Origin of the sequence: Nocardia sp. NPDC050413 (assembly GCF_040655475.1) — a bacterium.
Taxonomy (GTDB): domain Bacteria; phylum Actinomycetota; class Actinomycetes; order Mycobacteriales; family Mycobacteriaceae; genus Nocardia; species Nocardia coubleae.
In genome coordinates this window covers 89,407-112,952 of the sequence record NZ_JBFAJZ010000004.1, presented here as the reverse complement: position 1 = coordinate 112,952, position 23,546 = coordinate 89,407, and the positions used below count along the sequence as shown (strand labels likewise).

The window sequence follows — 23,546 nt, the reverse complement described above, 5'->3', positions numbered from 1 at the left end:
GCGCTGCGATCACGGAGTGTGGGGACGCTCCGGCATCGCGCATGCCAGGCCGTCTGCCATCCCGGTCGGCTGCACCCCGAGCCCTTGATTGAGGCGGGCCCGCTGGTTCTCCCAGGCGATAGTCGCGGCGAGTTCGGTCAGTTGCGCTTTCGTCAGATGGGTGAGCAGGCCGGCCCGTAATTCGTCGATGTCCACCGCGGGCGTCACCGTCATCGCCTCGGCGAACGCGATCACCAATTTCTCCAGCTCGCTGTAGGCGTCACTCGTGCGATAGCGAGGCAGATCGGTGATCTGCCGCTCGCTCAACCCACTCGTATGCGCCAGCGCCGACCCGATATCGAGACAGAACTGACAGGCCACCAGCCCCGCCGTCTTCAGCTCGGCGAGCTCTTTGAGCCGAGGGTCGAGCTTGTTGCTGAACAACAACGCCGTCTCGTACCCCGCGGTCGCCACTCCGATCTGCGGTCGCCGCCCCAGCCACCCCACCAGGTCCCCCCGATGCCGACGAGCCCGCCGAACCACCGTGGCATACCCCCGAATCCGCCCGATCACCCGCATCGTCAACACCCCTTCGTGCCCGTGATTCGCTTTCGGCTGAAGCTACGCCGCACAACCACCGAAACCCAGCGTGATCCGCACCACCCGTCCTCACTCGAGTTCGATGGTCGGCGGATACCGAGTCGCGGGACCCGCAGAACAGCGCCTCGTCGAACACACCTACGCCATCGCCACCCAACTCGGCGCGATGTTCCTGCCCGCGCACATCATCGGCGGTTGAACCTGACACGGCGCAGCCGTCGCCGTCCCCGCTCGGCGCCGCAACATCGGAACGGCGTTGCTGGACAACCTGTTCCACGATGACGCGGTCACGGCCGGGACCAGACCGTCGCCATGGTGAACGGGTGGCCGCGCAGGTCGGCCCACTTCGGTTTGCGCTCCAGCCAGCGGTCGTCCACCAACGCCTCGACCATCGCGGTCAGCGTCCAGCCCGCTGCGGTCGCCGCGGTGACGTGCTCGCTGATCAGATGCAGGTGGGTGCTGATCGCCACCGGTTCCCCGGACCCGCTGGTGTAGTGGGTCGGCATGCCGGTCACCATCATGAACTGCGGGTGATAACTGACCACCACGCAGTGGGCGTCCGGCGCGGCAAGCCGCCCCGCCTCAGCGTAGAACGGTGCCAGCTCGGGCAGGTGCTCGTCGATCAGCGATGCGATCACCAGGTCGTAGGTGTCGTCGGGCAATCCGGTGTCGCGCACGTCGCGCCGCCGCAGCGACGTGTGCGCGCCTCGGACCTCGGCGCGCTCCAGCATCCCCGCGCTCGCGTCGACCCCGTCGATGTGCGTGATCTTCCGCCCACGCAGCCAGCTTCCGGTCCGTCCGGTCCCACAGCCGAGATCGGCTGCCCGCCGCACCCGTCCCCACTCCGGACGGCGCAGCCGTTCCAGCAGCGCGAGATCCATCTCGTCCATCACGGTTCGCTCGTAGGTGGCTGCCCACCCGTCGTATCCTGTGACGGCATCGACGGTCCGATAATTGCGCCGGTCGAATTCTGCGAAAGTCGCCACGGGCGGAGTATTCCCGCACCGACCGGCACGAGCAACCTGATTTCACCGACTCCTACACGCAGCGCTCGGCGCCGACCGCGAGTCTCCTGTCTCATCGGTAGGGCGCGATGGACGAGGGCGTGCGAGCTCTACGGGCTCACTGCGGACTGGACAGGCGAGCTGATCATAAGCGAGCATGTCAAGGCACCACCCAACAGCACCGAAGTGCCCCCACTGGGACTCGAACCCAGACTCGACGGGTGTTGGTTCGGGGTAAAACGGTGTTCACAGTCGATCCCGGTGGATCACGCATATCGATCTACCTGCGGCAATGTCAACAAGTGATGCACGTCCGGTCTCGGACAATCATGGCCAATCACTGTGAATCTTTGGTGTAACTTTGGTGTGGGTCAAATTGGTTGCCGCCATGGTGGTCTGGCTGTTCGCAGCACGGCACCGCGTGCGCGTGCGGAGCTTCAGTCGGGACTAGAGCAATCTGCCTCAGCTCATCGCCGCAATGCGGTTCACCGCAGTCGTAACCGTCGGTCCCGGGGGCCGTTGCGTCGGCGGGCACCACCGCGCGCATATCTGGGCGTGTGCGGTGCGACAACCTACGGTCCACCTGTGCGTATTCTCGAATCCCGCTGGGGCAGCGGCAGTACGGCGAAGTTCATGAGCATGGACGACGCACCGACACACCTGGTGACGGCCCGGATGCACACAATGCTGAGGGGCGAGTGACGAAAATTCTCGCGCGGTGGGTGTGTTGGTTGTTGACGCTCCCGGTGTTCCTATCGCAGACTTGGCGCTGGCGCACAGGCGCCTCGCCGGCTCCATCCCGGACATGGGGCCGTTCACGGCGAAAACGGCTGTTGCCTTCCTGCCATCTTCCAGCGTCGAGTGCGATCTGTCGCCTGATCCTGAGCGCGAGTCCGGGTACGTGCTGAGGGAGCTGTTGTGACAGGTAATTTGAGACATCTCGCGAAGATCCGTATTGAGCGGTACACCGGCGAGAAATACTGTCAGGCTCTGACCGATATGCGGTCGCTTGTCGCTCGGCGCGCCGTACCCGCCATACCCGCTGCTTCGCTCGAGCAGGCGAGACTGGAAGCTGCGCTTCTCTGGGCTGTCGGCTACGGGTCTACGCCACAAGATCCTGACACAGCTGCGAGCCAGCCATTTGGAATCGCGGCCGCATCCCCGAAAGGGAGGGGCCTGCAACTCCAGATGGGGACAGGACTCGGATCGTTCTTACTTCGAGTAGTGCCACGGATAGAAGGCAACTCGGTTCTGCACGGCATCCCTGGACTGAGAGTCGAGTTCACCGGGGCTGGAGCTCTCCTTACCCAGGTCGACTCCCGAGCTGCCGTACTCTTACGTGGTATCGATGCCGCGACATGGCGTTGCGCACTCGACTCCCAGATCGACGGAGATCCGCAGCCAGTGCACCGAAGTATGTTGTGTCACAACAAAGACCTGCACGCGGCCGAAGCTGGCGAACTCGCAGAGATTCGGCGTTTGCGGACCGAATCATCTGATCTTTCCGACGCGATGATGAGCGGACTACTGCGACGTCCGCAGATGTTCAAAGGGAATCCGCTCATGAGATTCGTCGACCTCTGGCGAGACGTCCGTGAGAACGATTCGCTCATCCAGGTCGAATGGGCTGGACACCTGACCCACGGTCAAGTGATCGAAAAGCTGCTCGACAGAAGGTTCGGGTTGCCTTTCGAGATGATCGATCACGAATGCTATTGCGACCATTGCTCAGCAGGCGTATACAGCTATACCCTACGCGACACCATCTCTGGCAGTGTTCGTCTCAATCTGCGACGCAGCACGCTCTACGATGACGAACTCGAGCCTTCGCCGCACCCAACCAGCCGAGCGGATGTTCAGGCCTGCTCGCTGACCAGGTTCACCGAGCTCGGTACCTACCGCCGCTACACCGGTGAGTCCATGCAATACGCGAAGCAGACGATGAATATCAATCAAGAGGCACCGATCCCCGCCGCGGAAGGGGCTCAAGCCCGCCTGGAATCATGGCTGTTCACAGCCATGTCGTTTGGCTCGCTGTGGGCGGCGCATCCTTTCGCGATCCCGCGGGCAAGGCCTACTGCAGAGGGGACGTTGATGGTCTTCCTCGACAGAAAAGTGATCGGATTCAGCGAGCCATGGGATGCAGCCCAGACGGTGCTGCAGTGCTTGGCGCCGGTGGCTGACGCCGAGGGCGGATTCGTCACAGGGATTCCAGGGTTGCGCGTGTGTCACCGCACGAGATCCGATCTCGAAGTGACGCTGTCCGGGACGTCCTCCAGTGTGGTGTTTCGCGCTGCTTCAGGTGTTTCGTGGCGGGATGCCATCGAGGCCGTCGAGGAAGACTTCGATGGTGCGAACCAGCGGCTGACCTGGCATGACGATGATCTGGCAGACGCTGAGAGGTCTTGTATCGACCGCAGGATCAGAGCTCAGGGCCACCTCGAATGGCTTTGTTCAGGTCTGCTGCGACGGATCGGGCTCCTACATTTCGGCACTAGTGCCTATATGTTCTCTGGGTGGACGTCCGGTCCGATGGTGAAAATGGAACTCACATCGTCGTCGGTGACCGGCTCTTACCACGACAGTTTCATCGGCTCCCTGACAGACCCGACGCGGGGTCTGCCGCTAGCTGTTCGAAAGGTCGAGTGTCGCTGCACGGAAGAAGGCCAACCGTCGGTCTCCTGCTGGATCGAACTGGCCGCTGTCGGCAGCCGTACCGACAGGGGGAACATTTTGCAGCTTCGTTTCCACTATGACTCAACCGACGATCTGAGACCGTTGATCGCGAAATTTCTCGGCGTGGGAGCTGATCCGAGTTGGCTGCCGCAGGTACTGCCTCCCGGAGAGCGAAGTAGGTAAGAAGCGAACAGATCGCACGCGAGTTTTGTCGCCAGGTCTGTCCCGTCCCAGGACTATCTCTAGATCTGCGGATTGAAGTTGCTCTGCCCTCCGGAGAGCAGAGCAACCAGAGATAACGCCACTACATCGAGTCCTGCAGTGTTGGCCACCCCGCGATCGGCGGGATGTTCCCACGACCGGTGAACTGCGCGATAGCTTCCTCCTGGCCGCATGTATTGCATATCTTCAGACACATATCGGAGATGGCATGCGACGTATCCGGCCATTCCGACTGTTTGCCTCCGCATCGGGGGCAGCGTCCCTCGCGCTCGAGTGTCTCGAGAAGATTGATGCGTTTGTCGGTCTCCGGCGCGGTCAGGCCGTTGCCGTAGAGTGCCGTCCGCAGGCAGTGCGTATGCATGAACGATGTTTACGGGCCAGTTCTCGCGGAAGCGAGTCGACGCGCCGGTTCAGAGGGCTCAGCTACCGCTTCGGGTGAGCAGAGCGCAGTTTTGCCGTCCGAGCCGCCCGCAATAGGTGCCCGAGCGGCAACTGTACGACTAATCCGAATGGCCGCAATCGGTAGGAGAGCCGCGAACAGCGTTGTACGGCAGCTTCCTTAGTTGAGAATTTCTGGATATCAGCAGCGGACTGGATGCTCGTGCTGGTCTTGCGTGAGATGCGGCGGCGCCGGTCTGGGCCTGGGTGAGCATCATGTCGAAGATGAGGTTGCGCTGGAGGCGCAGGTTCGACTCCTCGGCGGGGCACATCGAACAAGGGAACGCGGGCGACCTGGGATCTACTCCGGTCGACTGGTAGTCGAGGCGGATTTTGCCTTGGGCTGAGAGGATATGCGACGTTCCCCAGAGCGGTCCGCCGATCCCCTCTTCGATGGCACCGGCGCGGGTTCGTCGCGTCGGAAACACGTTACCTCGGGCTCAACTCGCGCCGTCGGCCAGCGCGTGCGCGACCAGTGCCTTGGCGTGGCCGTGGACTAGGCCGTGCTCGGTCTGCAGCCAGGCGACGAGTTCCGTGTATTCGGTCAGCAGCGAAGCGCGGGCGAGGTCGATCAACTCCGCGATTGAGCGTCCGTACTTCTTCTCGATGGCGGGGAAGTAGCTAACCTAGCCAAAGCCGCTGCCGGAGAATGATGTCGATATTCACCGATAGTTCCCAGGTCAGAATCCAGAAATCGCCAGCACCAATGTCCGTTGTCAGCGAAGTTGGGCCATTGCCACTCAATCTGAGCCATCCAGCGATCCTTGCCACTACAGTTGAGCCACCTGTACGGGCTCGACTTCGGTTGGTAGGAGTGGGGTTTGGGCTCGACAGCGACACGAGAAGGCCGTCACGCCACAGGCGCGGACGCCTTCTTGATGGAGTACAGCGCCCATTCGGGTGAGGTTTCGCGGGCAATTCTGGCCGAGTGCTGGAACGTGCCGTTCGAGCGATGCGCGCCGGTCAGGCAGTTCGCGTCCTACCGCGGCCGTCGAGCTGTCGTCCGACTGACACGAACACGGCGTCAAAGCACGCCGTCGGCGAGGACCTTGATGAGCTGCCCACCCGCCTCAAGAGCATGCTCGACGGCATCGGCGACCTATGGGCGGCCAACTAGCTTTCGGGCACTGGATGGCTTTGGTCCCCGCGGACGGCGGGGAATCGGTTGCGAAGTAGGTGCGCAGCTTCGGCCTCGACGTCCTTGCCCGATCCGCACCGCCACCGGCACAAACGACGAGCGGGAGGAACCACCCCAGCAGCACTCACCCCCTTGCCCGAAGCCAGATCAGCGGCGACCGAGCCACTTACACCACGCCCAGGGACTTGGCCGAGCCCACTCCCGAAAAGCGCTGGCCATGTCCACGATTTTTTCGGGGGAACGCCATTCGGCCGCCTCGTCGTGTTGTCCCAGCGCGTCGAGAACGGTGGCGAGCAAATCGCCCGCGTCAACCGCCTGATCGTTGTACCTGGATGGGTACTGGCTGTACAGGTCTCGGTAGAGCGCGACACTTTCCCGCGCGGCCGCGAGTGCATCGGGCAAATTCTGCGCAAGGTTGTTCACGATCCATGCATAGATGAACAACGACTCGGCTAGGTCGGGGCGGAAGACGTCGGGTCTGGCGGCGGCTAGGTCCCGGTAGATGGTGACCGCTTCCTGGGCCGCGGCCAAAGCCTCTTCACGTTGTCCGAGATTCGCCAGCCGGTTTGACAGTGTGTTCAATGACGTGGCCAGGTCGGGCCGGAACACGTCGGGTCTGGCGGCGGCCAGGTCCCGGTAGATAGTGACCGCTTCCTGGGCCGCGGCCAAAGCCTCTTCACGTTGTCCGAGATTCGCCAGCCGGTTTGACAGTGTGTTCAATGACGTGGCCAGGTCGGGCCGGAACACGTCGGGTCTGGCGGCGGCCAGGTCCCGGTAGATAGTGACCGCTTCCCGGATCGCGGCTAGAGCCTCCTTGCCGTGCCCGAGATTCGGCCCGAGATTCGCCAGCCGGTTTGACAGTGTGTTCAATGACGTGGCCAGGTCGGGCCGGAAGACGTCGGGGTCGGCGGTGGCGTGTGCGCGGTAGTGGGTGACGGCTTGGTGGGTGAGGGCGTGTGAGAGGTCTGCCAGGGCCAGTGAGTACTCGGGCAGCCGACGGTATATGTCGGCGGCTATGGCGGGGATGGGGGACTGCCACATAGCTGTGGTGAGTCGTTGCGGCAGATGGCCGTCCGGATCAGCGACCGCGGCGTCGAGCAGTTGTTCGAGCTTGTCACGTAGTAGTTCGTCGAGCGCGCGGGTGGCGTTGTCGCCGCTGGCGGCCGCCGCGCGGGTCAACTCGGTCAGCAGTCGCTCGAGCGTGGCGATATCACCGGATCGGAGTGCGCGTTCAGCGAGAGTCGTGGTGATATCCGGGAGGATGTCCAGGTCGGCCAACAGTTGATCCGCCAACGGGTCCGGGCGCAGCGGATTCCAGTACGCGGATCCTTCGTGCAGGATCTGTAACCATTGGGCCAGGCCGTGCCGCAGGCGGGTCTCACTTGGGTCGGTGAGTGCGGGGACAGCAGTCAACGTCTCGACGGCGACCCGCTCGCAGTCCGGCGCGCTGATCGTGGCTGTGACCACACAGTGCCGTAACAGCACTTCGGGGTCGCCGGCACCGCGGGCGTCGAGGTTGGCTTGCCGGATCCAGCGGCGAGCTTCCCGGCTTAGCATCGCACGCAATACCTGGGTGCGCGTCGGTCGGGTGCGGCCCGGGAGGGGTTCGACGGGTTCCCCGCAGACCGCGAGTAGTGCCGCGAAGTGCACCATCAGCGGGTCCCCGAACACCGTGGCTGTCAGGTCCGGGGGCGCAACCGGGGTGGCTGTGTCGAGAACACCGGCCAGAGCGGCGGCGAACGCGTCACACGCGGCCCGGTAATGGTCATAACGCGTCACAACTGCAAGTGGGACCGCGGCCAATGGCACCTCACCGTCGTCGAACCCGTCGATCAGGGACTCGGTCGCGGTCCGCAGCATCGACCACCACGGGTCTCTCGACCGCGCCAGCAGCAATATCCGCACCCTGACACCGGCGTACGCCAGCGCCGAGACCAGATCGGCGATCAGGCTGCCGTTCAGGTCCGCGTCGTCGACCACCAGCACCACAGGCCGGTCGAGCTCCCCTCCGACCATCTCTGCCCGAGTGTCGAGCTCAACGAACCCGGCATCGAGATCGGTGCTGGGGAGCAGGGCGCACAACTGTGCCGCCAACCGTGTTTTACCGGATCCGCCGCCGCCAGTGAGCGTCCGCACCCCCAACCCGGCATCACCGGTGGTGCACCAGTCAAGCAGCTCCGCGAGCACATCCTCACGCCCGGAGAACGGGACGATCCCATGCTCGGGAATGGTCAACACACTCAGCCCGGTTCTGGTGTTGAACCGTGGTGGTAACGGTTTGTACGGCGGCTTCAACACCACCGTCCCGCCCGAAGACAGGGGGAGCCGCCATTGTTGCCCGACCTGTGCTGGTATCGGTCGGCTACCGAGAGCGTCGGTGAATGCTGTTTCGGCGAGGATGCGAGTGATCGGGACGGCGACGAGCCGGTCGGTGCCGTACTTCGCAGGGTCGGCCACAACAACACCGATTAGGTGCGAACCGGCCACCAGTCCCGCACCCGACATCCCCGACCACGGCGACACCTGCGCCCCGCCAGTCGTGGAGCGCGGCGAAGGTGGCGCGGATTGCACGTTCACGTGCAGGGTCTGTGACTGCACACCAGTGCCCGGGGCCACGAACCCCACCACCTGCTCGGTGTCACGGATCGTGTCCGGCCGTCGCTGCGCCCACGGGAACCCGACCGCAGTCACCGTCACCGGCTCCCACCCCTCAAGCCGACCCCATCGCAACACCGAAACCGGTACCGGCCACCGCTCGGTCGGAGCCACTCGCACCAGGGCGGCATCGAGTTCCAGGTCCAACCACACCACGGCCGCCGAGCGCCACCCGGATCCGGGCACACGTACCTCGACCGTGCCCCTGATTCCGGCGTCAACGCACACGTGCGCGGCGGTCAACACCAGTCGCTCACCCACCACATAGCCCGACCCGGCCCGCGAACCTATCCCACTGGGAGCGAATACCTGTGCCACGCGCGCCAGATCAACCGACACGATCACCCTCCTCGGCATGCCCATACTCACCCAGCGGCGACGAGTTTTACTGATCCCACTCAGGCAACGTCGGCCGGTCGGGGACCTCGTCACCGATCCGCATGTCCACCCACTCCCCGCCGGAATTGATCTGCGGTACCAACGTCACCTTCACCGAATGCGTATGCCTGTCCGCGATCTTCGCTTTCGCACCGGCCGACACTACCCACACCTTCAGACCGGCCTCGGCACCGGTTTCCCGGGCTACTTCGACCTGGAAATCCAAATGCACCTCACCCACCCGGAACTGCACCTCCCGGCCTTCGCCCCCGCGCCGCGCCTCCTCCAACTCCGACCGCACCGACGCGATCGCTTCCGTCAAACTCACCGGCTTGTCCGTCGCAACCCTACCTCCCGAATTGGCCCCAAACGCGCCCAAATACGCAGCCACGCAAGAGGATCGACCTAACGACCACCACCGTAGAGCCCCCAACCCGCAACCGCCACCATCGAACGTTGCGGAATCCGATCGTTACCGCGTAAGTAGAAGGGAACGCAGGCGACTTGAGGATTTGCCCAGGCCAGCTGGTGGTAGAAGCGGGCTTCTCGCTTGGTTGGAGCTTAGATTCGGGCGCGTGGCCCGTCCGATTTCGAGCGGGAGGGGAACCGCTCGGCGGCCCTGTCGGCCGGGCCCGCTTCTCCCGCGACTGTCTCGGCGTTAACGGTCGCGGGAAATCTCAGATGCGCGTCGCCGCATCCGTGCTGCGCTCCGCGCGGACAGACCTGCTTTGTTAGACCGCTGGGTCGGAGCGGGGTCCGGGTTTGCGGCAGCGCGTTCGGCGAGGTGACGTTCGGCAGCGGCCCGCATGTAGTCGACCACGCCGCACATATCGCTGTGGGTCATCCGCCACGAACGTCCCGCGAGGACGACGGACAATTCACCGCTACTGATCCGGCGAGACAGCCAGTCTTGCGACGGCGCGCCAGTGAGCTGGCACACCTGTTCGAGTGAGAAGGCCTCGAATTCACCGCCCGACCTCACATCGTTGCTGATACCGCACCGCCTCTACATTGAAATATGCAAGTCGATCTCGTGCCGCTATCCCCGTGCTGGTACGCAACGGCCGTCACCTGAAGCCAGAAGCGCTGGTCAGATTGTATTCACGGTTTGGGTTCGGCGTGAGTTCGCGAGCTATTCGGAGCTCGGAAAATCAAAGTGCGCTCCGGCGCGGCGCGACTGTCTCGGTCCTTCAGAGAGGAAGATCCGGGGATGCCCAACACAGATATCGCGTCCCAGGTCCGCCTGCCCGATCCGCGTTCTTATGAAGCCCTCGGCAAGGTTCTCAATGTGTTGTGTATGACGCCAGGGCCACTGGGTGACGCCTTGACCTTCCAGCTCTGGCCGCTGGTTACCGGCTCCGGGTTCGCCCTGTCCTGGCGCGGCCACCCGGCCGAAGATGACGTGGTGGACTACCTGCTCAATGCCGCTGCCGACAACGAGATCACCACGGCGCTGGAACCTGGCGATGTGACCCTGATGCACGGCAGCGGCTACACGAGTCTCTCCGTTCGCGCGCGGCACCGCATACAAGGACGTTACTCAGTACACATTCAGGAGAACAGTCGCCACCGTGATCGCCGAGGAGGTCGATGCCAAGACTGCCGCGAAGCAACTGGGACAGTCCCGGGAAGCGGTCACAGAGCGGCACTACATCGCCTCGGCGGAACAGGCACCGGACTCATCGACGGTTCTCCAGAAGAACTTAGGGAGGGAAGGCTAGCCCCGCAGCAGACCAAGCCTCGCGGTGCCGCAACTCTTCACGCATCCTCCACGCCGATGACCCGCGCCCCGTGGCCGATCACTTCCACGGTGATGGATTGCCCTCTGAACGTGGATGTGACGATCGCGCCCGTAGTCTTACCGATCAGCTTTTGGCTAAGGTCAGCTGACTCTGGGTACTGGCCTCGGGCGATATCAGCCGCCTCGTCAGGAACAATATGGTAGCCGAACATCTCGCCGGTTTCCATGTTCCTCAAAGTCAGAATGGGCAAATCTCGTTCAGAAGTACTCACTGCGGCCCTCCTTTTCACAAGCTCCAGTGCCGTCAGGGCGGGTAATCAAGTCCTATCCCGCGAAGAATGGACACACGTCGAGATAATGCCCGCCATCGGCGGCCCGGGTGGCTTCCAGGGGCCTATGGAGACTTAGCCCCAGGGCCGGGGCATTCCGGGGTGACGCAGTACTTCAAGCCCATCACGTGTTCGTATCCGCCGCCAGCGGGCACCTTGTAGTACTCCTGCCTGAGCGCCTGACCGCAGTGCGGGCATTCCTCGACGAGCTGTCGGCTCCCTTTTTGCGCCATAATCCCAGGTTACGCCCCAGAGTCGACGGTAAGAGTCTGCCCTACGATTTGCTCAGCGGCCGGCATCGCGAGGCAGCCGGCATTCGTCTCGTCCACTAAGCCGCCGAACGTTGCTATGTCGGCGAGATGTGGATGGTTGTACGCGGCCGTGAGACGCACTCCGAGTTTCCCCAGCATGACGCCGAGGGCCGTATGGGGTCTGGCCGCGTTAGTTCGGGTCGTGTTCGTTTCGCCGTGCTGTGTGCGGCGGCCGTGCGCGTCGCAGCTTGTAGGCGGCGAATGCTCGGCGGCCGTTGACCGACAGATCAGTCTGGTCAACTGTTGCTGGGTCGTCAAACCCGCTCAGATCCAGCTCATCGTCAGGTACAACCTTCGAGAAGATGTCGTCGTGGAAGTCATTGAGGACCGGCGTTCCCGTGCCGATCTCGCGCTGAATGCTGACGAACCGCGCTGCGATGTCCTGTTGGGAGATCCCGCTGTTTTGCAGAGTTGTGCGTAGCTGCGCCCACATTTCGTCGTCCATGACTCGAGCGAAGGCGAGAAGCTGGTACTCAGGCCGCACGGATGGCGTACGCAGGTCACTCAGACATGCCTGCACAACCTGGTCGCGGATAATGCGTAGAGCGGCGGACAGCCGCTCACCTGCTGCCGTTTCGACGGGGCGGGCATGGACCAGTACTGGCGCGGTGCGCGCGAGCCCGAACTCGTTGCAGTAGTCGCTCAGGATCCGGTCAGCGTCCTGGTTCGTGGGTGCACTCGCTGCGGCATGGATCAGAATCGCGAAGATCACTGTGCCCCAGCCGTGGTACAGGTCCACCGGATGTACTTCAATCAACGGTCGTGTGACCCAGTGGGCGGCCAACGCACTGGTCGCTGAGGGGGATCGTTTGATGACATCGCGGTTGTTGTGCATCTTTGTCATCAGCTTGCGCCATCGAGGAGTGCGTGTGGAGATGAGTTTGCTGATGATAGTGTCCGGGCCGAGTTCGCCATCGCGGACGAGCTGCCAGAACTCTCTGCGGACTTCTGCGTCGCTGAGGTCGTCTTCGGGTATTGCGAACTGGAAATATCGGTCGAAGTAGTCCCGATCGCTGATCCGGCAGGCGGCAGCTCGGTCCGTCCACATCGCGCCTGTAGCGTGAGGCAGGCGCGGGAAGAGGGCGACCAGCATCCGGTATACCGTGGCGACGGTCTCACCGCTTGCTCCGGAGACGATGGAAGCGCGGACACGGCCGAGCCAGTCTTCGGCTGTCCCTGTGGTTCGGTCGCTGGGGCTGAGCAGCATAGATCGCCACGTCTGCATTCGCTCGTAGAGGTCGGGGTAGTTCAAGCGGATGTAGGTGAGGACTGCCGCGTCGAACAGGTCGATCTCGTCGGGGCCGAGCATTGAGCACAGCACATCGGTCTGCAAACAGAGCTGTTTGATGCTGCGCAGGGTTAGCGCGTTCGGGTCTGGCAGGACCTCGATCAACTGTTCCACCGCATACTTGGTGGCGGGTGAATCGGCGTCGAGGCCGAGGTTTGCTGCAACTGTCAGCAGTCCGTCGTGCAGTTCGGACTCGATATGGATGCGTTGGATCGGGGAAGCAGGAACGGGTATTGGACGATCTTCTCGAGGTATCGGTGGGCGCGGTCGCGGTTGTCGCGTGCCAGGTCTGAGGAGGTGAGCAGGTCGATCACCGTGGTCTTGTCGTAGGAGAGCAGGTAGTGCACGTTCGGGAATCGCCCGAGCAGTCGCACCGCCTTCATGACTGCCAAGAGCTCGTCAGTATGCAGGCGATCGAGGTCGTCCACAACGACGAGCACCCTCGTGCCGGCCTTCTCGATGGCCTCGGAGATTTTGTCGAATCTATCCTGGAACGGGTCGTCAGGCACGCCGACCGTGCCAAGCTTGTCGCCCACCGCGTCAGTGGCTGCCTGCACTGCGGATTCATATCCGTTAGGGAGGATCTTGTTTACGCCAGCGGCCAACAGGGCCTTGCCGACTGCGGTTGCAGCGGGTGCTGCCGCCTTCAGCAGTTCCTTTGCCCTGGTCGCTTCTCTTGGAAGGGCGGACGCGACTGCGGTGTAGAACTCGATGATGAGGGAATCGATATCCGATGCTGCCCATGGGGTGAAGTGCGCAACTGTCCAGCGACGAGCGTCGGTCTCGGCTGAGATGTTCTTGAGCGCTTCCTCGATCATGCGCAGCATCGAGGTCTTGCCGCTGCCCCATGGCCCGGCGAGGCCGAACACGATACTGGGTCCGGTTCCTGTTCTCGCGATGCGCTGTGCGATCCGGTTCGCGAACACAGCACGCGCTAGGCGATCGTCGGCCATGGATTCGATCGCTGCATCGCTGCCGTTGTCGGGCACAGACCGCTCGGAGCTCATAGGCCCAGGATCGTACTGGCAACGGCTGCACGGCATCCAGGGTCGGATCCGTGAGGATGTGGTGAAGACGTGCTGTTCGCGAACACGTAGCTGATCAAGGGCTTCCAGTGGCGGGGCACACCGAAATTCTGATGCCGATCACCGCCAGCTTCGGCACACTGATGCAGTGCGATTAGCCGATGATCCGGAGGGATATAAGCGGGCACTCGAAGCCAAGCTGCGGCCAGAGAGCATCCGTTTCGCCTTGATGTTCGCCAGCCTGCTTCAGATGATCCATGAGCAGCTGAAACTGGTTGTGCTTGACGAGGTTCGGGAATTCTACTGTACGGGCTGCGATGAATCCGGTCGCAGCATCGTCAACGAGGACGCCTACCGCCGCAAAGTGCTGGATCTGGCACCGAAGAACAAGTTTCGGGCCTCGCTGCTCTGGCTGGTCAAGTCCGAAGCCATCACCATGGCGCAGGCGGATCGGCTGAACGATATCTACGTCCATCGGCACGCGGTCACCCATGAACTCATCAAGTACATCGTCGATCCGGACGAGCGGCTCGATTCCGATCTGTTTGTCGAGGCAGTGGAGATCTTGAAGGCCATCAAGCGGTTTTGGGCTGGCATCATGCTGTACACGACGATCGATAACCCAGCGGAAGTCGATCTCGATGAGGTTTTCACGCTCGATATGATCGTGCTGCAGCGCTGCGTGGACGCGGTGATCGAGGAGACGCGGGAACACGCCGAGTAATGGCGACGGATCGACGCGCACGTCCGCGCATGCCTCCGCATCCATGCGGTCATGCCCTGCTGTCGCCGAGTTGGTGCCCGACGGCGCTGTGCCCGCGTAAAGAGGCAGGTGCGGAATTCCGCCTGCAAGTTCCGCGTGTTCTCCTACGCTCTACATATGAGCTTCACTGCGCTGCACCGGATTCTAGGTGCTGCTCCGGGTCCGCTGACAGACAAGCTGCTCGATGAAGCAGTGGCTATCGGGGTTGCGGAGACAGACGATCTGGACTGGAAGTCGGCCTTGCCAGCTGCGAAGGGGCTGCCGCAGACGGACTTCCCCAAGGATATTGCCGCGATGGCTAACACTGGGGGCGGGCTGATTGTCTACGGTGTACGTGAGTCGCAGAAGTGCGCAGTCGAGCGCGTCGATGTCGGTGAGTTCGACGAGGTGTACGAGCGGAGTCTTCGAAGCGCTGCGATGACTGCCATTGCTCCGCCGGTGTTCGGCCTGGTCGTGCACCGATTCGGTTCCGTCGACCAGCGTGCTGTTGCGGTCGAGATCCCGGCCAGCGTCGACGGCCCACATCTGATCTACCGAAACGAATACTTCGGCGCGCCGATTCGCAACAATTCGGACACGGTCTGGATGAAAGAACGTCAGATCGAGGCGAGGTATCGAGCGCGGTTCGATGAGCGACGGCATGCTGCCGAAGCACTCGACAAGCTATACGTGGAAGCAGCGCGCGGGCGCGATAGTGAGGAACGCGCGTGGCTGATCGCGGTTGGTCGTCCGCGTGTTCCCAAGTTCAAGGAGCGCCTGGCCCGTGCTCAAGCGCGGAAGCTTCTCGGCTTTGCCTGGGACGTGGCGATGCACTACACGGTCAACAGAGGAATCCACCCAATTGACAGCGTGAACCGTCACGATCTGCGCCCTGGCCTCCGTCGATGGGTTGCCCCGTGTGATCCTTTCAGCAGACAGGGTTCGGGGAGCGAGGCGGGGGTCGCCGTCCATCACGAAGGAACGGTCACCGTGGCTGCGACTGTCGGCGGGCTAAAGAAGGAGGAGGGCGGTGGCCACAACGAGGGACATCAAGTCGATTCAGCCGCGATTGAATGCGGTGTTGCCGATCTCATGGCGCTCATCCGCGTCGCTGCCGCGATGACCGGCCACGACGAGTACGACCTCCGTATCGGGATCGAGTGGACGGGCGAACAACCCCTGACGATCTTCGCTGACGACTTCCTAGGCAGAATGCGTGACGAATATTCTCAGCTGCACCGTTACTCTCCGGTCGATGCCACTGTTAGCGCACTGGGGGGCGGGGACGACTTCCTCTGGCGCATCAATGAACTCGCTCGAGACTGCGTTAATCAGGGCGGTATCAACCGCCTCCGGGTGATCCGACGTCCCGAACCTGGCGAGTTGGAGTAGCAGGAACGCGATCTTGCGTCTGTCAGGCGTAAATGCGACGGCGAGCCCGCACATCGGATTGAGACAGTCATTGCCAGGTTTCAAACTTGGCTAGCTTCCCGAACCCGAGATCGTCCAACGCGCGCAGGACTTCCGAGGATGGGAGACCGCGGAAGAACGGCGCTGCGTTCGGCGCACCCTCAGACGAGGTTGTGTCCGCCGAGTCCTCTACGACGAGGCCAATCACTCGGCCGTCTGAGGCGACGATAGGACCGCCGCTATTCCCCGGCCGGGCAATGGCTGAGAACAGGAAGATCGGGGTACGACCGGGCATCGACGGCGTATGCGGGTTGACGACTTCCCCCCGCTGCACGGTGATCGCCATCTCGGCGGTCATCGGGACCCGTGGATAGCCGAAGACGTAGGTTTCATCGGACCATGCGGGGTCTCGGAATACCATACCCGGGAGGTAATCCAGTCCGCCTCGGTCTGGGACCGGTATTACTTCGAGAACTGCAACGTCCAAAGTTGGGTGCATACCGCGAACGTGAGCGACGCGGGACTCCTCGCCGGACACTCCATGCCACACCACCGAGATGTCACGGTCCATGCGCTCGATGACGTGTCTGTTTGTGACGACGTGGGTCTCGTCAAGTGTAAGCCCGGTGCCCCACAGTTGATCTGCGCCACCGGGCGTAGTTGAAGTCCCGACGATTTGGACGGTAACCGGATTGTAACTCGAAGTGATGAGTTCAGCCCCAAAAGCCTCAGCTAGCCACATGATGGACCCCTGCCGCCGCTGGGATGGGGCTCCTTTGGCTGCGAAATAGACCTGCCCGCCTAGCGAGTCGCCGGCTAGATGACCCTCTGACACAAGCAGCCCGGCTCGCTCCATCGCCCCCAGCACGCGACTGACCTCGGGTAGCGCAACGGAGCCTTCGATCTTCCTCAGGTAGGTCAGGAAGTGCCGGACAGTCCAAGGGTGATAGATGTCGGATGCGAAGGGCGCGTCGGCCAGGTCGGCGTGTTCCTGTGTTCTGTCGAGTCCGAAGAACTGGTCAGCGTTTATGGCGATGAAGAGTCGCCGGGAGTAGCGAAACATGTTGTCATCGAGGAGTGCTCGCGCAGCGGCAGGGACCTCGTTGCGTGGCCGAAACGTGTCGAAGGCGCTGGCGTCGAGCGACGGGCGCACCGACGGGGAATCTGTGCTTGCCATGATCGCGTCATGCTAGACCACGCGACTCGTAGGAATCGTCGAAGCGGTTCAGACGGCGACGAGCACAGTCTCGACTCCGGCCCGAAGCGGAAAGGGCAAACCCTCGGTGGGCGGGATGCCGCCGCTGACCAGGCAAGCGCAGCGCAGGCAAGTGCACCGGTGCCGCTCGGGTAGGTGGCCACTGGCCGTTGCACGCTCGCCTTTTGCGAGCGTGCAACAAGTGCCAGTTGACAATTCACCGTCATGGCTCGCCGCGGGGTGCTGGAACTGGTTCTGGTCGCGGGCAAGCTCGGCGAAGCCGTGCAGCTTGGCGGCGGAGTTCAGGGACCTTCCGTGACCCACAAACACGACATCGACGCAGCTCTGGTCGACATCAGGAAGAAGACCAGCTCGAAGCAGGATTCCCTGCGCAACATCGTCGTGAAGTCCAGGCTGCCGACGATGCCTACTTCGAACAAATGAACCGCCGAGGGTGGCGCTAACTCGACACTGCCTGGAACTGAAAGGGTTTGGCAGGCGAGCGGTCAGAGTCGGTGTCAGAGGGGACGGGTACCCCCGCGCGCCATGGACCATGGCGGTGGCTTTTCCTGTCCGTATCTGGCGCATTCGGTGCGCCGTTGCGAAAAGGGCTGGCGGCAAGCATGTCACGACGTACTGACATGAAGTTCGGGCTCGGACAGCAGACTGAGATCACCGCAGGGAATCCGGCTCGTGGTCGCTGTCGGCGTACTTGTTCACGCCATGAGCTGGGCCTGGCCGAGTCTTAACTCGGCCCAAGCCAATTTAAGGCAGCGGTGAGTTTGACGACCGGCGCACTGGCTGAGTGGTTCCGTCGAGCCCTACCGTCAACCATCGGCCGATCCTGCCTCCGATCGACAGGTGCGTTCCACCCAGGTGCTCTGCGTAATCCGATTGCCCTCTCACACGGCAGTGGGCATGGTTGGTTGCACCGTCGGATGAGAAGAGCCAATCATGTTGATCCCCACGCCCCCTCCCGATCATTACCTATGGCTCGGACGAGTGATGAGCGCGTGCTCAATGCTCGAAGTTCAGATCGGCATGATCGGCTGGGCATGGAAGCACGGGAAGCCGTGGACAGAGAACTGGTCTGACGTCGACGGTGCTCCTGGAGCGGCGTTGCGGCTTTGTCGGGCGGCTTTGCCTGAGATGGATGCTGCCCTGGCGTCCGAGGTTTCGGCACTCCTCGACGAAGCGGTCCTAGTCCGCAACGAACGCAACAAGTTTGCGCATGCGGTATTCATCCTCGATCCCACCCGGGCCAGCGGTGATCAATGGATCCTCAAATCAGCGCGGGAGGAGTTCGAGCCGTTGACGGAGGAGCAAGGTGCAGCGCTGGTTGCCACCTCGAACCAGCTGAGTAAGCGAGCGGCGTTGTTGCGGGAACGTGCTGCACAGGGAAGTGCGAGTCGGAAGGCTAGGCAGTCAGCCGCCGCCGAACCGTAGCTCCGATCCCGCCGAGCCGACCGCAACTAACGCCGGATCAGGTAAAGAGCCAAGACGCCGAACGAACACGGAACGCCTCCCTCGGTGACAACCTTGGCTAGCCTGCTCGCCGCCGCATTGCCTGTCCTTGGAGCCAACCGGACAACGGTGGAGGAGAAGCGAGTAGCGATGACATCGTTCGGCGCGGAAATCTTGGCGTATTTTTGGTTACAGCCCGCAGTTTTTGCCGGTTCTAGCCCGTAGACCGGGCTTGACCTGGCATTTCAGTGCCCCCACTGGGACTCGAACCCAGACTCGACGGATTTTAAGTCCGCTGCCTCTGCCAATTGGGCTATAGGGGCGTCCGCCGACAGCCTAGCGACTCGTACGGGTGTACCGGAATTTTGGCGGTAGACCCGGTCGGATCGGCGTGTCGCGGGGGAGCGCGCCGATCCGGGCCGGGGAGCTATCGTCGCTGGTCAGTCTTTGGCCAACGCCTCCTTCTTGCCGAGCAGGGAGTGGTGACGGCTGTAGGCGAAGTAGATCACGAAGCCGAGCAGCATCCAGACCAGGAAGCGAAGCCAGGTTTCCACCGACAGGTTCACCATCAGCCACAGGCAGGCCGCGACGGCCAGGATCGGGATGAGGGGTACGAGCGGGACGCGGAAGCCGCGGGGCAGGTCGGGGCGGGTGCGGCGCAGGATGAGGACGCCGACCGACACCAGCACGAAGGCGAACAGGGTGCCGATGTTGACCATTTCCTCGAGCGTGCCGAATTCGACGAAACCGGCGAGCACGCAGCAGACGATGCCGACGATGACGGTCAGGCGCACGGGGGTGCCGCGCTTGCCGGTGTGGGCCAGCCAGCGGGGCAGCAGGCCGTCGCGGGCCATGGCGAACAGCACGCGGGTCTGGCCGAGGAACAGCACCATCACCACGGTGGTGAGGCCGGCCAGGGCGCCGATGGAGATGACGGTCTTGGCCCAGTCGACGCCGTGGATGGCGAATGCCGTTGCCAGCGTGGCGTTCTCGCCGGCGAGCTCGGTGTAGGGCACCATGCCGGTGAGCACGAGGGTGACGGCCACGTAGAGCACGGTGACGATGAGTAGCGAACCGAGGATGCCGCGCGGCACCGCCTTCTGCGGGTTCTTGGTCTCCTCGGCGGCGGTGGCGACGACGTCGAAACCGATGAACGCGAAGAACACCAGGCTGGCCGCGGCGAGCAGGCCGTACCAGCCGAAGCTGCTGTCACCGGCGCCGGTGACGAACGAGAACAGCGACTGGTGCAGGCCGCTCGCGCCGTCGTCGGCGGGCTGCGACGGCGGGATGTAGGGGCTCAGGTTCGAGGCCTTGAAGTAGGTGATGCCGAGGACGAGCACCAGGGCGATCACACCGAGCTTGATGGCCACCGCGATCGCCGACACCCGCGAGGACACCTTGGTGCCCACCGCGAGCAGCACGCCGAGCACGATCAGCAGCGTCACCGCGCCCCAGTCGAAGGTGATCGAGCCCAATTTCACCGTGGCCGACTCGAATCCGAAGACAGTGCCGAGGTATTGCGACCAACCCTTGGCCACCACCGACGCGGCGAGCGCGAATTCCAGGATCAGATCCCAGCCGATGATCCAGGCGACCAGCTCACCGAAGGTGGCATAGGAGTAGGTGTAGGCGCTGCCCGCCACCGGAACGGTCGAGGCGAACTCGGCGTAACAGACCGCGGTGAGACCGCAGGCGATGGCGGCGAACACGAACGCCAGCGACACCGACGGTCCGGCGACATTGCCCGCGGTGCGCGCGGTGAGGGTGAAGATGCCCGCGCCGACGACGACGGCGACACCGAAGATCGTGAGATCCCAGGCCGTGAGGTCTTTGCGGAGTTTGGAGTCGGGTTCATCGGTGTCGAGGATCGACTGCTCGACCGACTTGGTGCGGAACATGCCGCCCCATCGGCTCGGTGTCTCTGCCGGTGTCGGCACGTTGTTCTCCTTCTGCATGCGAACGTTGTGAGAAGAGTTACCCCGGCGGGTCAGTGCACACCCTGCATGTGCCGTTTGATCCACGGCGCGCAGGCCACGACGACGAGTCCGGCCGCGATGGCGGCCGCACCGCTGATGCCGAAGTACATGCCTTCGCTGTCAGGGCTGTAATAGCGGGCCAGCGTGCCCGCCATCGACGTGCCGATGCCGACCGAGAAGAAGTACAGCGCCATCATCTGAGAGCGGAATGCGGCGGGCGCGAGGTGTGTTGTCACCGCGAGGCCGATCGGCGACAGCAGCAGTTCCGAGACCGCGAAACCGCCGAGGATGGCGAACACGGCGAGCACCGGAACGGTTCTGCCCTCGAAGCCCGACAGCAGCGCGAACAACCAGAACGCGATACCCATGCCGATGACACCGAGCGCGAACTTGATCGGCGTGGTCGGCGCCCGGTTGCCGAGCTTGGTCCACAGCAGCGCGAACAGCGGCGAGAGCGCGATGATCCACACCGGTTCCACCGAGCCGATCCAGCTGGCCGGTGCCTCCCAGCCGAAGATGCGCCAGTCGACACGCTCGTCGGAGTACACCGCGAGCATGGTGAACATCTGCTGGAACAGCGACCAGAACACCGCGTTGGCCAGGAACAGCGGGATGAACGCCACCACCCGGGTGCGTTCGACCGGCTCTACCTTGGCACTGGTCAGCATCACCGTGAAATACGCGATGGACGCGACAACGATGACGCCGGTGGTGATATCGGAGAGATTGTCGAGGGTGATCCACCCGGCCCAGATCGCCACGCCCGCTGCCACGGCGGCAACGGCCACGCCGGTCAGCACCGGCCGCAGTTCGGCGCGGGTCACCGGGTTGGGGACCTCACGCCCATGCGTGCCGAGGTTGCGCCGGAAGATCACGTACTGGGTCAGCCCGAGCGCCATGCCGACCGCGGCCGCACCGAAGCCGACGTGGAATCCCCATTCGCGCTGCAGCAGACCCGTGAGCAGCGGACCGGTGAAGGCACCGATATTGATGCCGAGATAGAAGAGGGTGAAGCCGCCGTCCACGCGCGCGTCCGAGGGCGCGTAGAGGGTGCCGAGCAGCGAGGAGGCGTTGGCCTTCAACGCGCCGCTGCCGAGTGCCACGAGCACCAAACCCACACCGACACCGGCTAATCCGGGCAACACGGCCAGCGCGAGATGGCCCGCCATCACCACGACACCGCCGTAGAACACGGTGCGTTCCATGCCCAGCACCCGGTCGGCAATCCACCCGCCGAGGACCGTGGAGAGGTATACCAATCCGCCGTAGGCGCCGACGATGCCGAGCGCCGTGCTCTGCGCGATCCCGAGTCCGCCGTCCGCGGCGGTGTAGTACAGGTAGTAGCCGAGGATCGTCAGCATGCCGTAGAAGGAGAAACGCTCCCACAGCTCGACGCCGAACAGATTCGTCAACCCGATCGGATGCCCGAACAGGGTGCGTTCGAGCGCCGGATCGGCGGGCCCTGGCTGGTCGCCGAGCCGGGTGTGTTGCGTGGACATAGAGGAACGATCCCACGTCGAAACGATGTACAGCAATTTTCCCGCATCTGTCTTGCTTCGGCGTGCCGCGGGCCGTGGCCCGCGTCGCCGCGCCGACCGGGCGGACGGGAATTACGCTGGTCTGGTGCTGACTGCCCAGGTGACCGTGCCGGTGGCGTGCGAGGTCGCGTTCGCGACGCTGTCCGACGGCTGGCTCTACGCCAGCTGGGTGGTCGGTGCCTCGCACATCCGCGAAGTCGACCCCGAATGGCCCGCCGTCGGCAGCCGTATCCACTACCGCTTCGGTCTGTGGCCGGTCCTGATCGGCGACACCACCGAGGTGCGCACGGTCGAGCCGCCGCACCGGCTGGAATTGGAGGCGCGACTGTGGTCGATCGGGTCGGCCTGGATCCGGATCACCCTCGCCGAGGCCGAGCCGGGGCGCACGACGATCCGGATGACCGAACGTGCCGCGCGCGGTCCGGCCAGCTTGATCCCCGGGCTCGCCCAGGATGTGGCCTTCGCCGCGCGCAATCAGGAATCGCTGGAGCGATTGGCAGCCTTGATCCGCGCGCGAGCACGGTAGCTCGCGCGCGGATTCGGGCTAGCTGGGTTGCGGGAGTTCGCAGTCGTCGACCTTCGGGTTGACGCCCATGTAGTTGAGCGGGCCCGCGATCATCGTGACCACGATGGTGCCCAACGAAGCGCAGTTCTGGTCGCGCTCGGTGTAGTAGCCGCGTTGACCTGCGGCAAGGACACCGATCAGTAACCAGACCAGCACAACGATCGAAACGATGCGCGGCGTATTCGTCATGATGTGTCCTTTCCGATGGCAGGCCCAGCTCAGTAGTAGTGCCTGCGACCGGCGACCGGACGCCCGATGCTGCCCGCGATGAGTAGCGCGAGGCCGATGACGAGCACGATCACACCAACGGTGTTGAGAATCGGGATGCCGAAGACGAGGCCGGCGATGAGAAGAATTGCACCGAGAAGAATCATGTGAAGCTCACCTGTTCGGGTAACGATCGGACGCACCGGGTGGCGCGTCTCGTGGGGCGTATGCCCGGTTCGGTGAAGAGGAAACAGCTTCGGTTGCGCCGGAACGGATTCGCGGCGCGATCGGTGCCGTTCCGAGTGCGGCGCGTCACCTTTCCGAGATGACGCGCCACGCGAATCAGCCTGCGGAGCCCGGCATTACGGCCGAGCCCGAGGGCGGGGGCGGGGTGGGTGCGCTCGAGCCGAAGTCGGCGTCGACCGAACCGGTCGGCAGGCCGATGTCGACCGAGCCCGCGCTGCCGGTCGGCGGGCCGATCACCACCGAGCCGGACGGGAGCAGATCCCAATCGGCGCTGCCGACGGCGTTGGCGGTGCCGCCCGCGGTGAGCAAGGCGGTGGCGGCGAGCGCGGTCAGAACGCCCGCGCGGGTGAGGGTGGGGGACAGGGACACGGTGATACCTCCGAGCACTTCACTGTGATAGCGCCCATACGGTATCTGAA

General features: G+C 63.5%; 20 protein-coding genes, 1 tRNA gene and 1 pseudogene. 7 read left to right on the top strand and 15 right to left on the bottom strand.

Annotation, left to right across the window (positions count from 1 at the left end):
- Positions 1-9 precede the first annotated feature (9 nt).
- Positions 10-558, bottom strand: a complete 549-nt coding sequence (locus AB0I19_RS12865; protein WP_067485958.1) for a carboxymuconolactone decarboxylase family protein — start codon at positions 556-558, stop codon at positions 10-12.
- A gap of 308 nt (positions 559-866) precedes the next feature.
- Entirely contained in the window at positions 867-1,565 is a 699-nt protein-coding gene (locus tag AB0I19_RS12860) for a class I SAM-dependent methyltransferase (protein ID WP_067485584.1), read from the bottom strand.
- A gap of 1,581 nt (positions 1,566-3,146) precedes the next feature.
- Here AB0I19_RS12860 and AB0I19_RS12855 point away from each other — a divergent pair.
- A complete protein-coding gene (locus AB0I19_RS12855; protein ID WP_357147985.1) occupies positions 3,147-4,442 on the top strand; it encodes a hypothetical protein in 1,296 nt (431 codons plus the stop codon).
- 917 nt (positions 4,443-5,359) lie between these two features.
- Here AB0I19_RS12855 and AB0I19_RS12850 read toward each other — a convergent pair.
- The 3 genes and pseudogenes from AB0I19_RS12850 to AB0I19_RS12840 all read right to left on the bottom strand — a co-directional run.
- Positions 5,360-5,542, bottom strand: a pseudogene (locus AB0I19_RS12850) (DUF4287 domain-containing protein); the annotation flags it as partial.
- A 662-nt stretch (positions 5,543-6,204) separates the two neighbouring features.
- Positions 6,205-9,051 (bottom strand): serine protease, encoded by a 2,847-nt coding sequence (locus AB0I19_RS12845; protein WP_357147982.1) that lies wholly within the window; start codon positions 9,049-9,051, stop codon positions 6,205-6,207.
- 46 nt (positions 9,052-9,097) lie between these two features.
- Positions 9,098-9,418 (bottom strand): trypco2 family protein, encoded by a 321-nt coding sequence (locus tag AB0I19_RS12840; protein WP_357147979.1) that lies wholly within the window; start codon positions 9,416-9,418, stop codon positions 9,098-9,100.
- A gap of 1,243 nt (positions 9,419-10,661) precedes the next feature.
- Here AB0I19_RS12840 and AB0I19_RS12835 point away from each other — a divergent pair.
- Complete coding sequence (locus AB0I19_RS12835; protein WP_357147977.1) at positions 10,662-10,811, top strand: hypothetical protein; 150 nt, start codon at positions 10,662-10,664, stop codon at positions 10,809-10,811.
- Between the two features lie 37 nt (positions 10,812-10,848).
- Here the strand turns inward: AB0I19_RS12835 and AB0I19_RS12830 are convergent, their stop codons facing one another.
- The 3 genes from AB0I19_RS12830 to AB0I19_RS12820 all read right to left on the bottom strand — a co-directional run bounded on the left by AB0I19_RS12830 (position 10,849) and on the right by AB0I19_RS12820 (position 13,766).
- Positions 10,849-11,103 carry a GreA/GreB family elongation factor gene (locus tag AB0I19_RS12830; RefSeq protein ID WP_357147974.1) on the bottom strand — a complete coding sequence of 85 codons (255 nt, stop codon included), beginning with the start codon at positions 11,101-11,103 and terminating at the stop codon, positions 10,849-10,851.
- Between the two features lie 498 nt (positions 11,104-11,601).
- Complete coding sequence (locus AB0I19_RS12825) at positions 11,602-12,873, bottom strand: hypothetical protein (protein WP_357147971.1); 1,272 nt, start codon at positions 12,871-12,873, stop codon at positions 11,602-11,604.
- Between the two features lie 53 nt (positions 12,874-12,926).
- Complete coding sequence (locus tag AB0I19_RS12820) at positions 12,927-13,766, bottom strand: P-loop NTPase fold protein (RefSeq protein ID WP_357147968.1); 840 nt, start codon at positions 13,764-13,766, stop codon at positions 12,927-12,929.
- 166 nt (positions 13,767-13,932) lie between these two features.
- Between AB0I19_RS12820 and AB0I19_RS12815 the strand changes: the two genes are divergently transcribed.
- Positions 13,933-14,508, top strand: coding sequence for a hypothetical protein (locus AB0I19_RS12815; protein ID WP_357147965.1), 576 nt, complete (start codon positions 13,933-13,935; stop codon positions 14,506-14,508).
- A gap of 156 nt (positions 14,509-14,664) precedes the next feature.
- Positions 14,665-15,918 (top strand): ATP-binding protein, encoded by a 1,254-nt coding sequence (locus AB0I19_RS12810; protein WP_357147962.1) that lies wholly within the window; start codon positions 14,665-14,667, stop codon positions 15,916-15,918.
- 67 nt (positions 15,919-15,985) lie between these two features.
- Here the strand turns inward: AB0I19_RS12810 and AB0I19_RS12805 are convergent, their stop codons facing one another.
- On the bottom strand, positions 15,986-17,113 hold the full coding sequence (locus AB0I19_RS12805; protein WP_357147959.1) for a serine protease: 1,128 nt from the start codon (positions 17,111-17,113) through the stop codon (positions 15,986-15,988).
- Between the two features lie 243 nt (positions 17,114-17,356).
- Between AB0I19_RS12805 and AB0I19_RS12800 the strand changes: the two genes are divergently transcribed.
- Together AB0I19_RS12800 and AB0I19_RS12795 are read left to right on the top strand one after the other, a co-directional pair.
- Complete coding sequence (locus AB0I19_RS12800; protein ID WP_357147956.1) at positions 17,357-17,575, top strand: hypothetical protein; 219 nt, start codon at positions 17,357-17,359, stop codon at positions 17,573-17,575.
- Between the two features lie 510 nt (positions 17,576-18,085).
- On the top strand, positions 18,086-18,577 hold the full coding sequence (locus tag AB0I19_RS12795) for a hypothetical protein (protein WP_357147953.1): 492 nt from the start codon (positions 18,086-18,088) through the stop codon (positions 18,575-18,577).
- A gap of 267 nt (positions 18,578-18,844) precedes the next feature.
- Here AB0I19_RS12795 and AB0I19_RS12790 read toward each other — a convergent pair.
- The 3 genes from AB0I19_RS12790 to AB0I19_RS12780 form a co-directional block, all read right to left on the bottom strand.
- Positions 18,845-18,918: transfer RNA gene (locus AB0I19_RS12790), tRNA-Leu, on the bottom strand.
- 117 nt (positions 18,919-19,035) lie between these two features.
- A complete protein-coding gene (locus tag AB0I19_RS12785; RefSeq protein ID WP_357148589.1) occupies positions 19,036-20,493 on the bottom strand; it encodes an amino acid permease in 1,458 nt (485 codons plus the stop codon).
- Between the two features lie 89 nt (positions 20,494-20,582).
- On the bottom strand, positions 20,583-22,070 hold the full coding sequence (locus tag AB0I19_RS12780; RefSeq protein WP_357147950.1) for an oligopeptide:H+ symporter: 1,488 nt from the start codon (positions 22,068-22,070) through the stop codon (positions 20,583-20,585).
- 124 nt (positions 22,071-22,194) lie between these two features.
- On the opposite strand from AB0I19_RS12780, the gene AB0I19_RS12775 reads away from it, so the two are divergent.
- Positions 22,195-22,635, top strand: coding sequence for an SRPBCC family protein (locus AB0I19_RS12775; protein WP_181696640.1), 441 nt, complete (start codon positions 22,195-22,197; stop codon positions 22,633-22,635).
- A gap of 18 nt (positions 22,636-22,653) precedes the next feature.
- On the opposite strand, the gene AB0I19_RS12770 is transcribed toward AB0I19_RS12775, so the two are convergent.
- The 3 genes from AB0I19_RS12770 to AB0I19_RS12760 all read right to left on the bottom strand — a co-directional run bounded on the left by AB0I19_RS12770 (position 22,654) and on the right by AB0I19_RS12760 (position 23,496).
- Positions 22,654-22,863: a hypothetical protein gene (locus tag AB0I19_RS12770; RefSeq protein WP_357147947.1), complete on the bottom strand. Its 210-nt coding sequence runs from the start codon at positions 22,861-22,863 to the stop codon at positions 22,654-22,656.
- 29 nt (positions 22,864-22,892) lie between these two features.
- Positions 22,893-23,048, bottom strand: coding sequence for a DUF6131 family protein (locus AB0I19_RS12765; protein WP_166655728.1), 156 nt, complete (start codon positions 23,046-23,048; stop codon positions 22,893-22,895).
- A gap of 175 nt (positions 23,049-23,223) precedes the next feature.
- A complete protein-coding gene (locus AB0I19_RS12760) occupies positions 23,224-23,496 on the bottom strand; it encodes a hypothetical protein (RefSeq protein ID WP_133733844.1) in 273 nt (90 codons plus the stop codon).
- Positions 23,497-23,546: the final 50 nt, after the last annotated feature.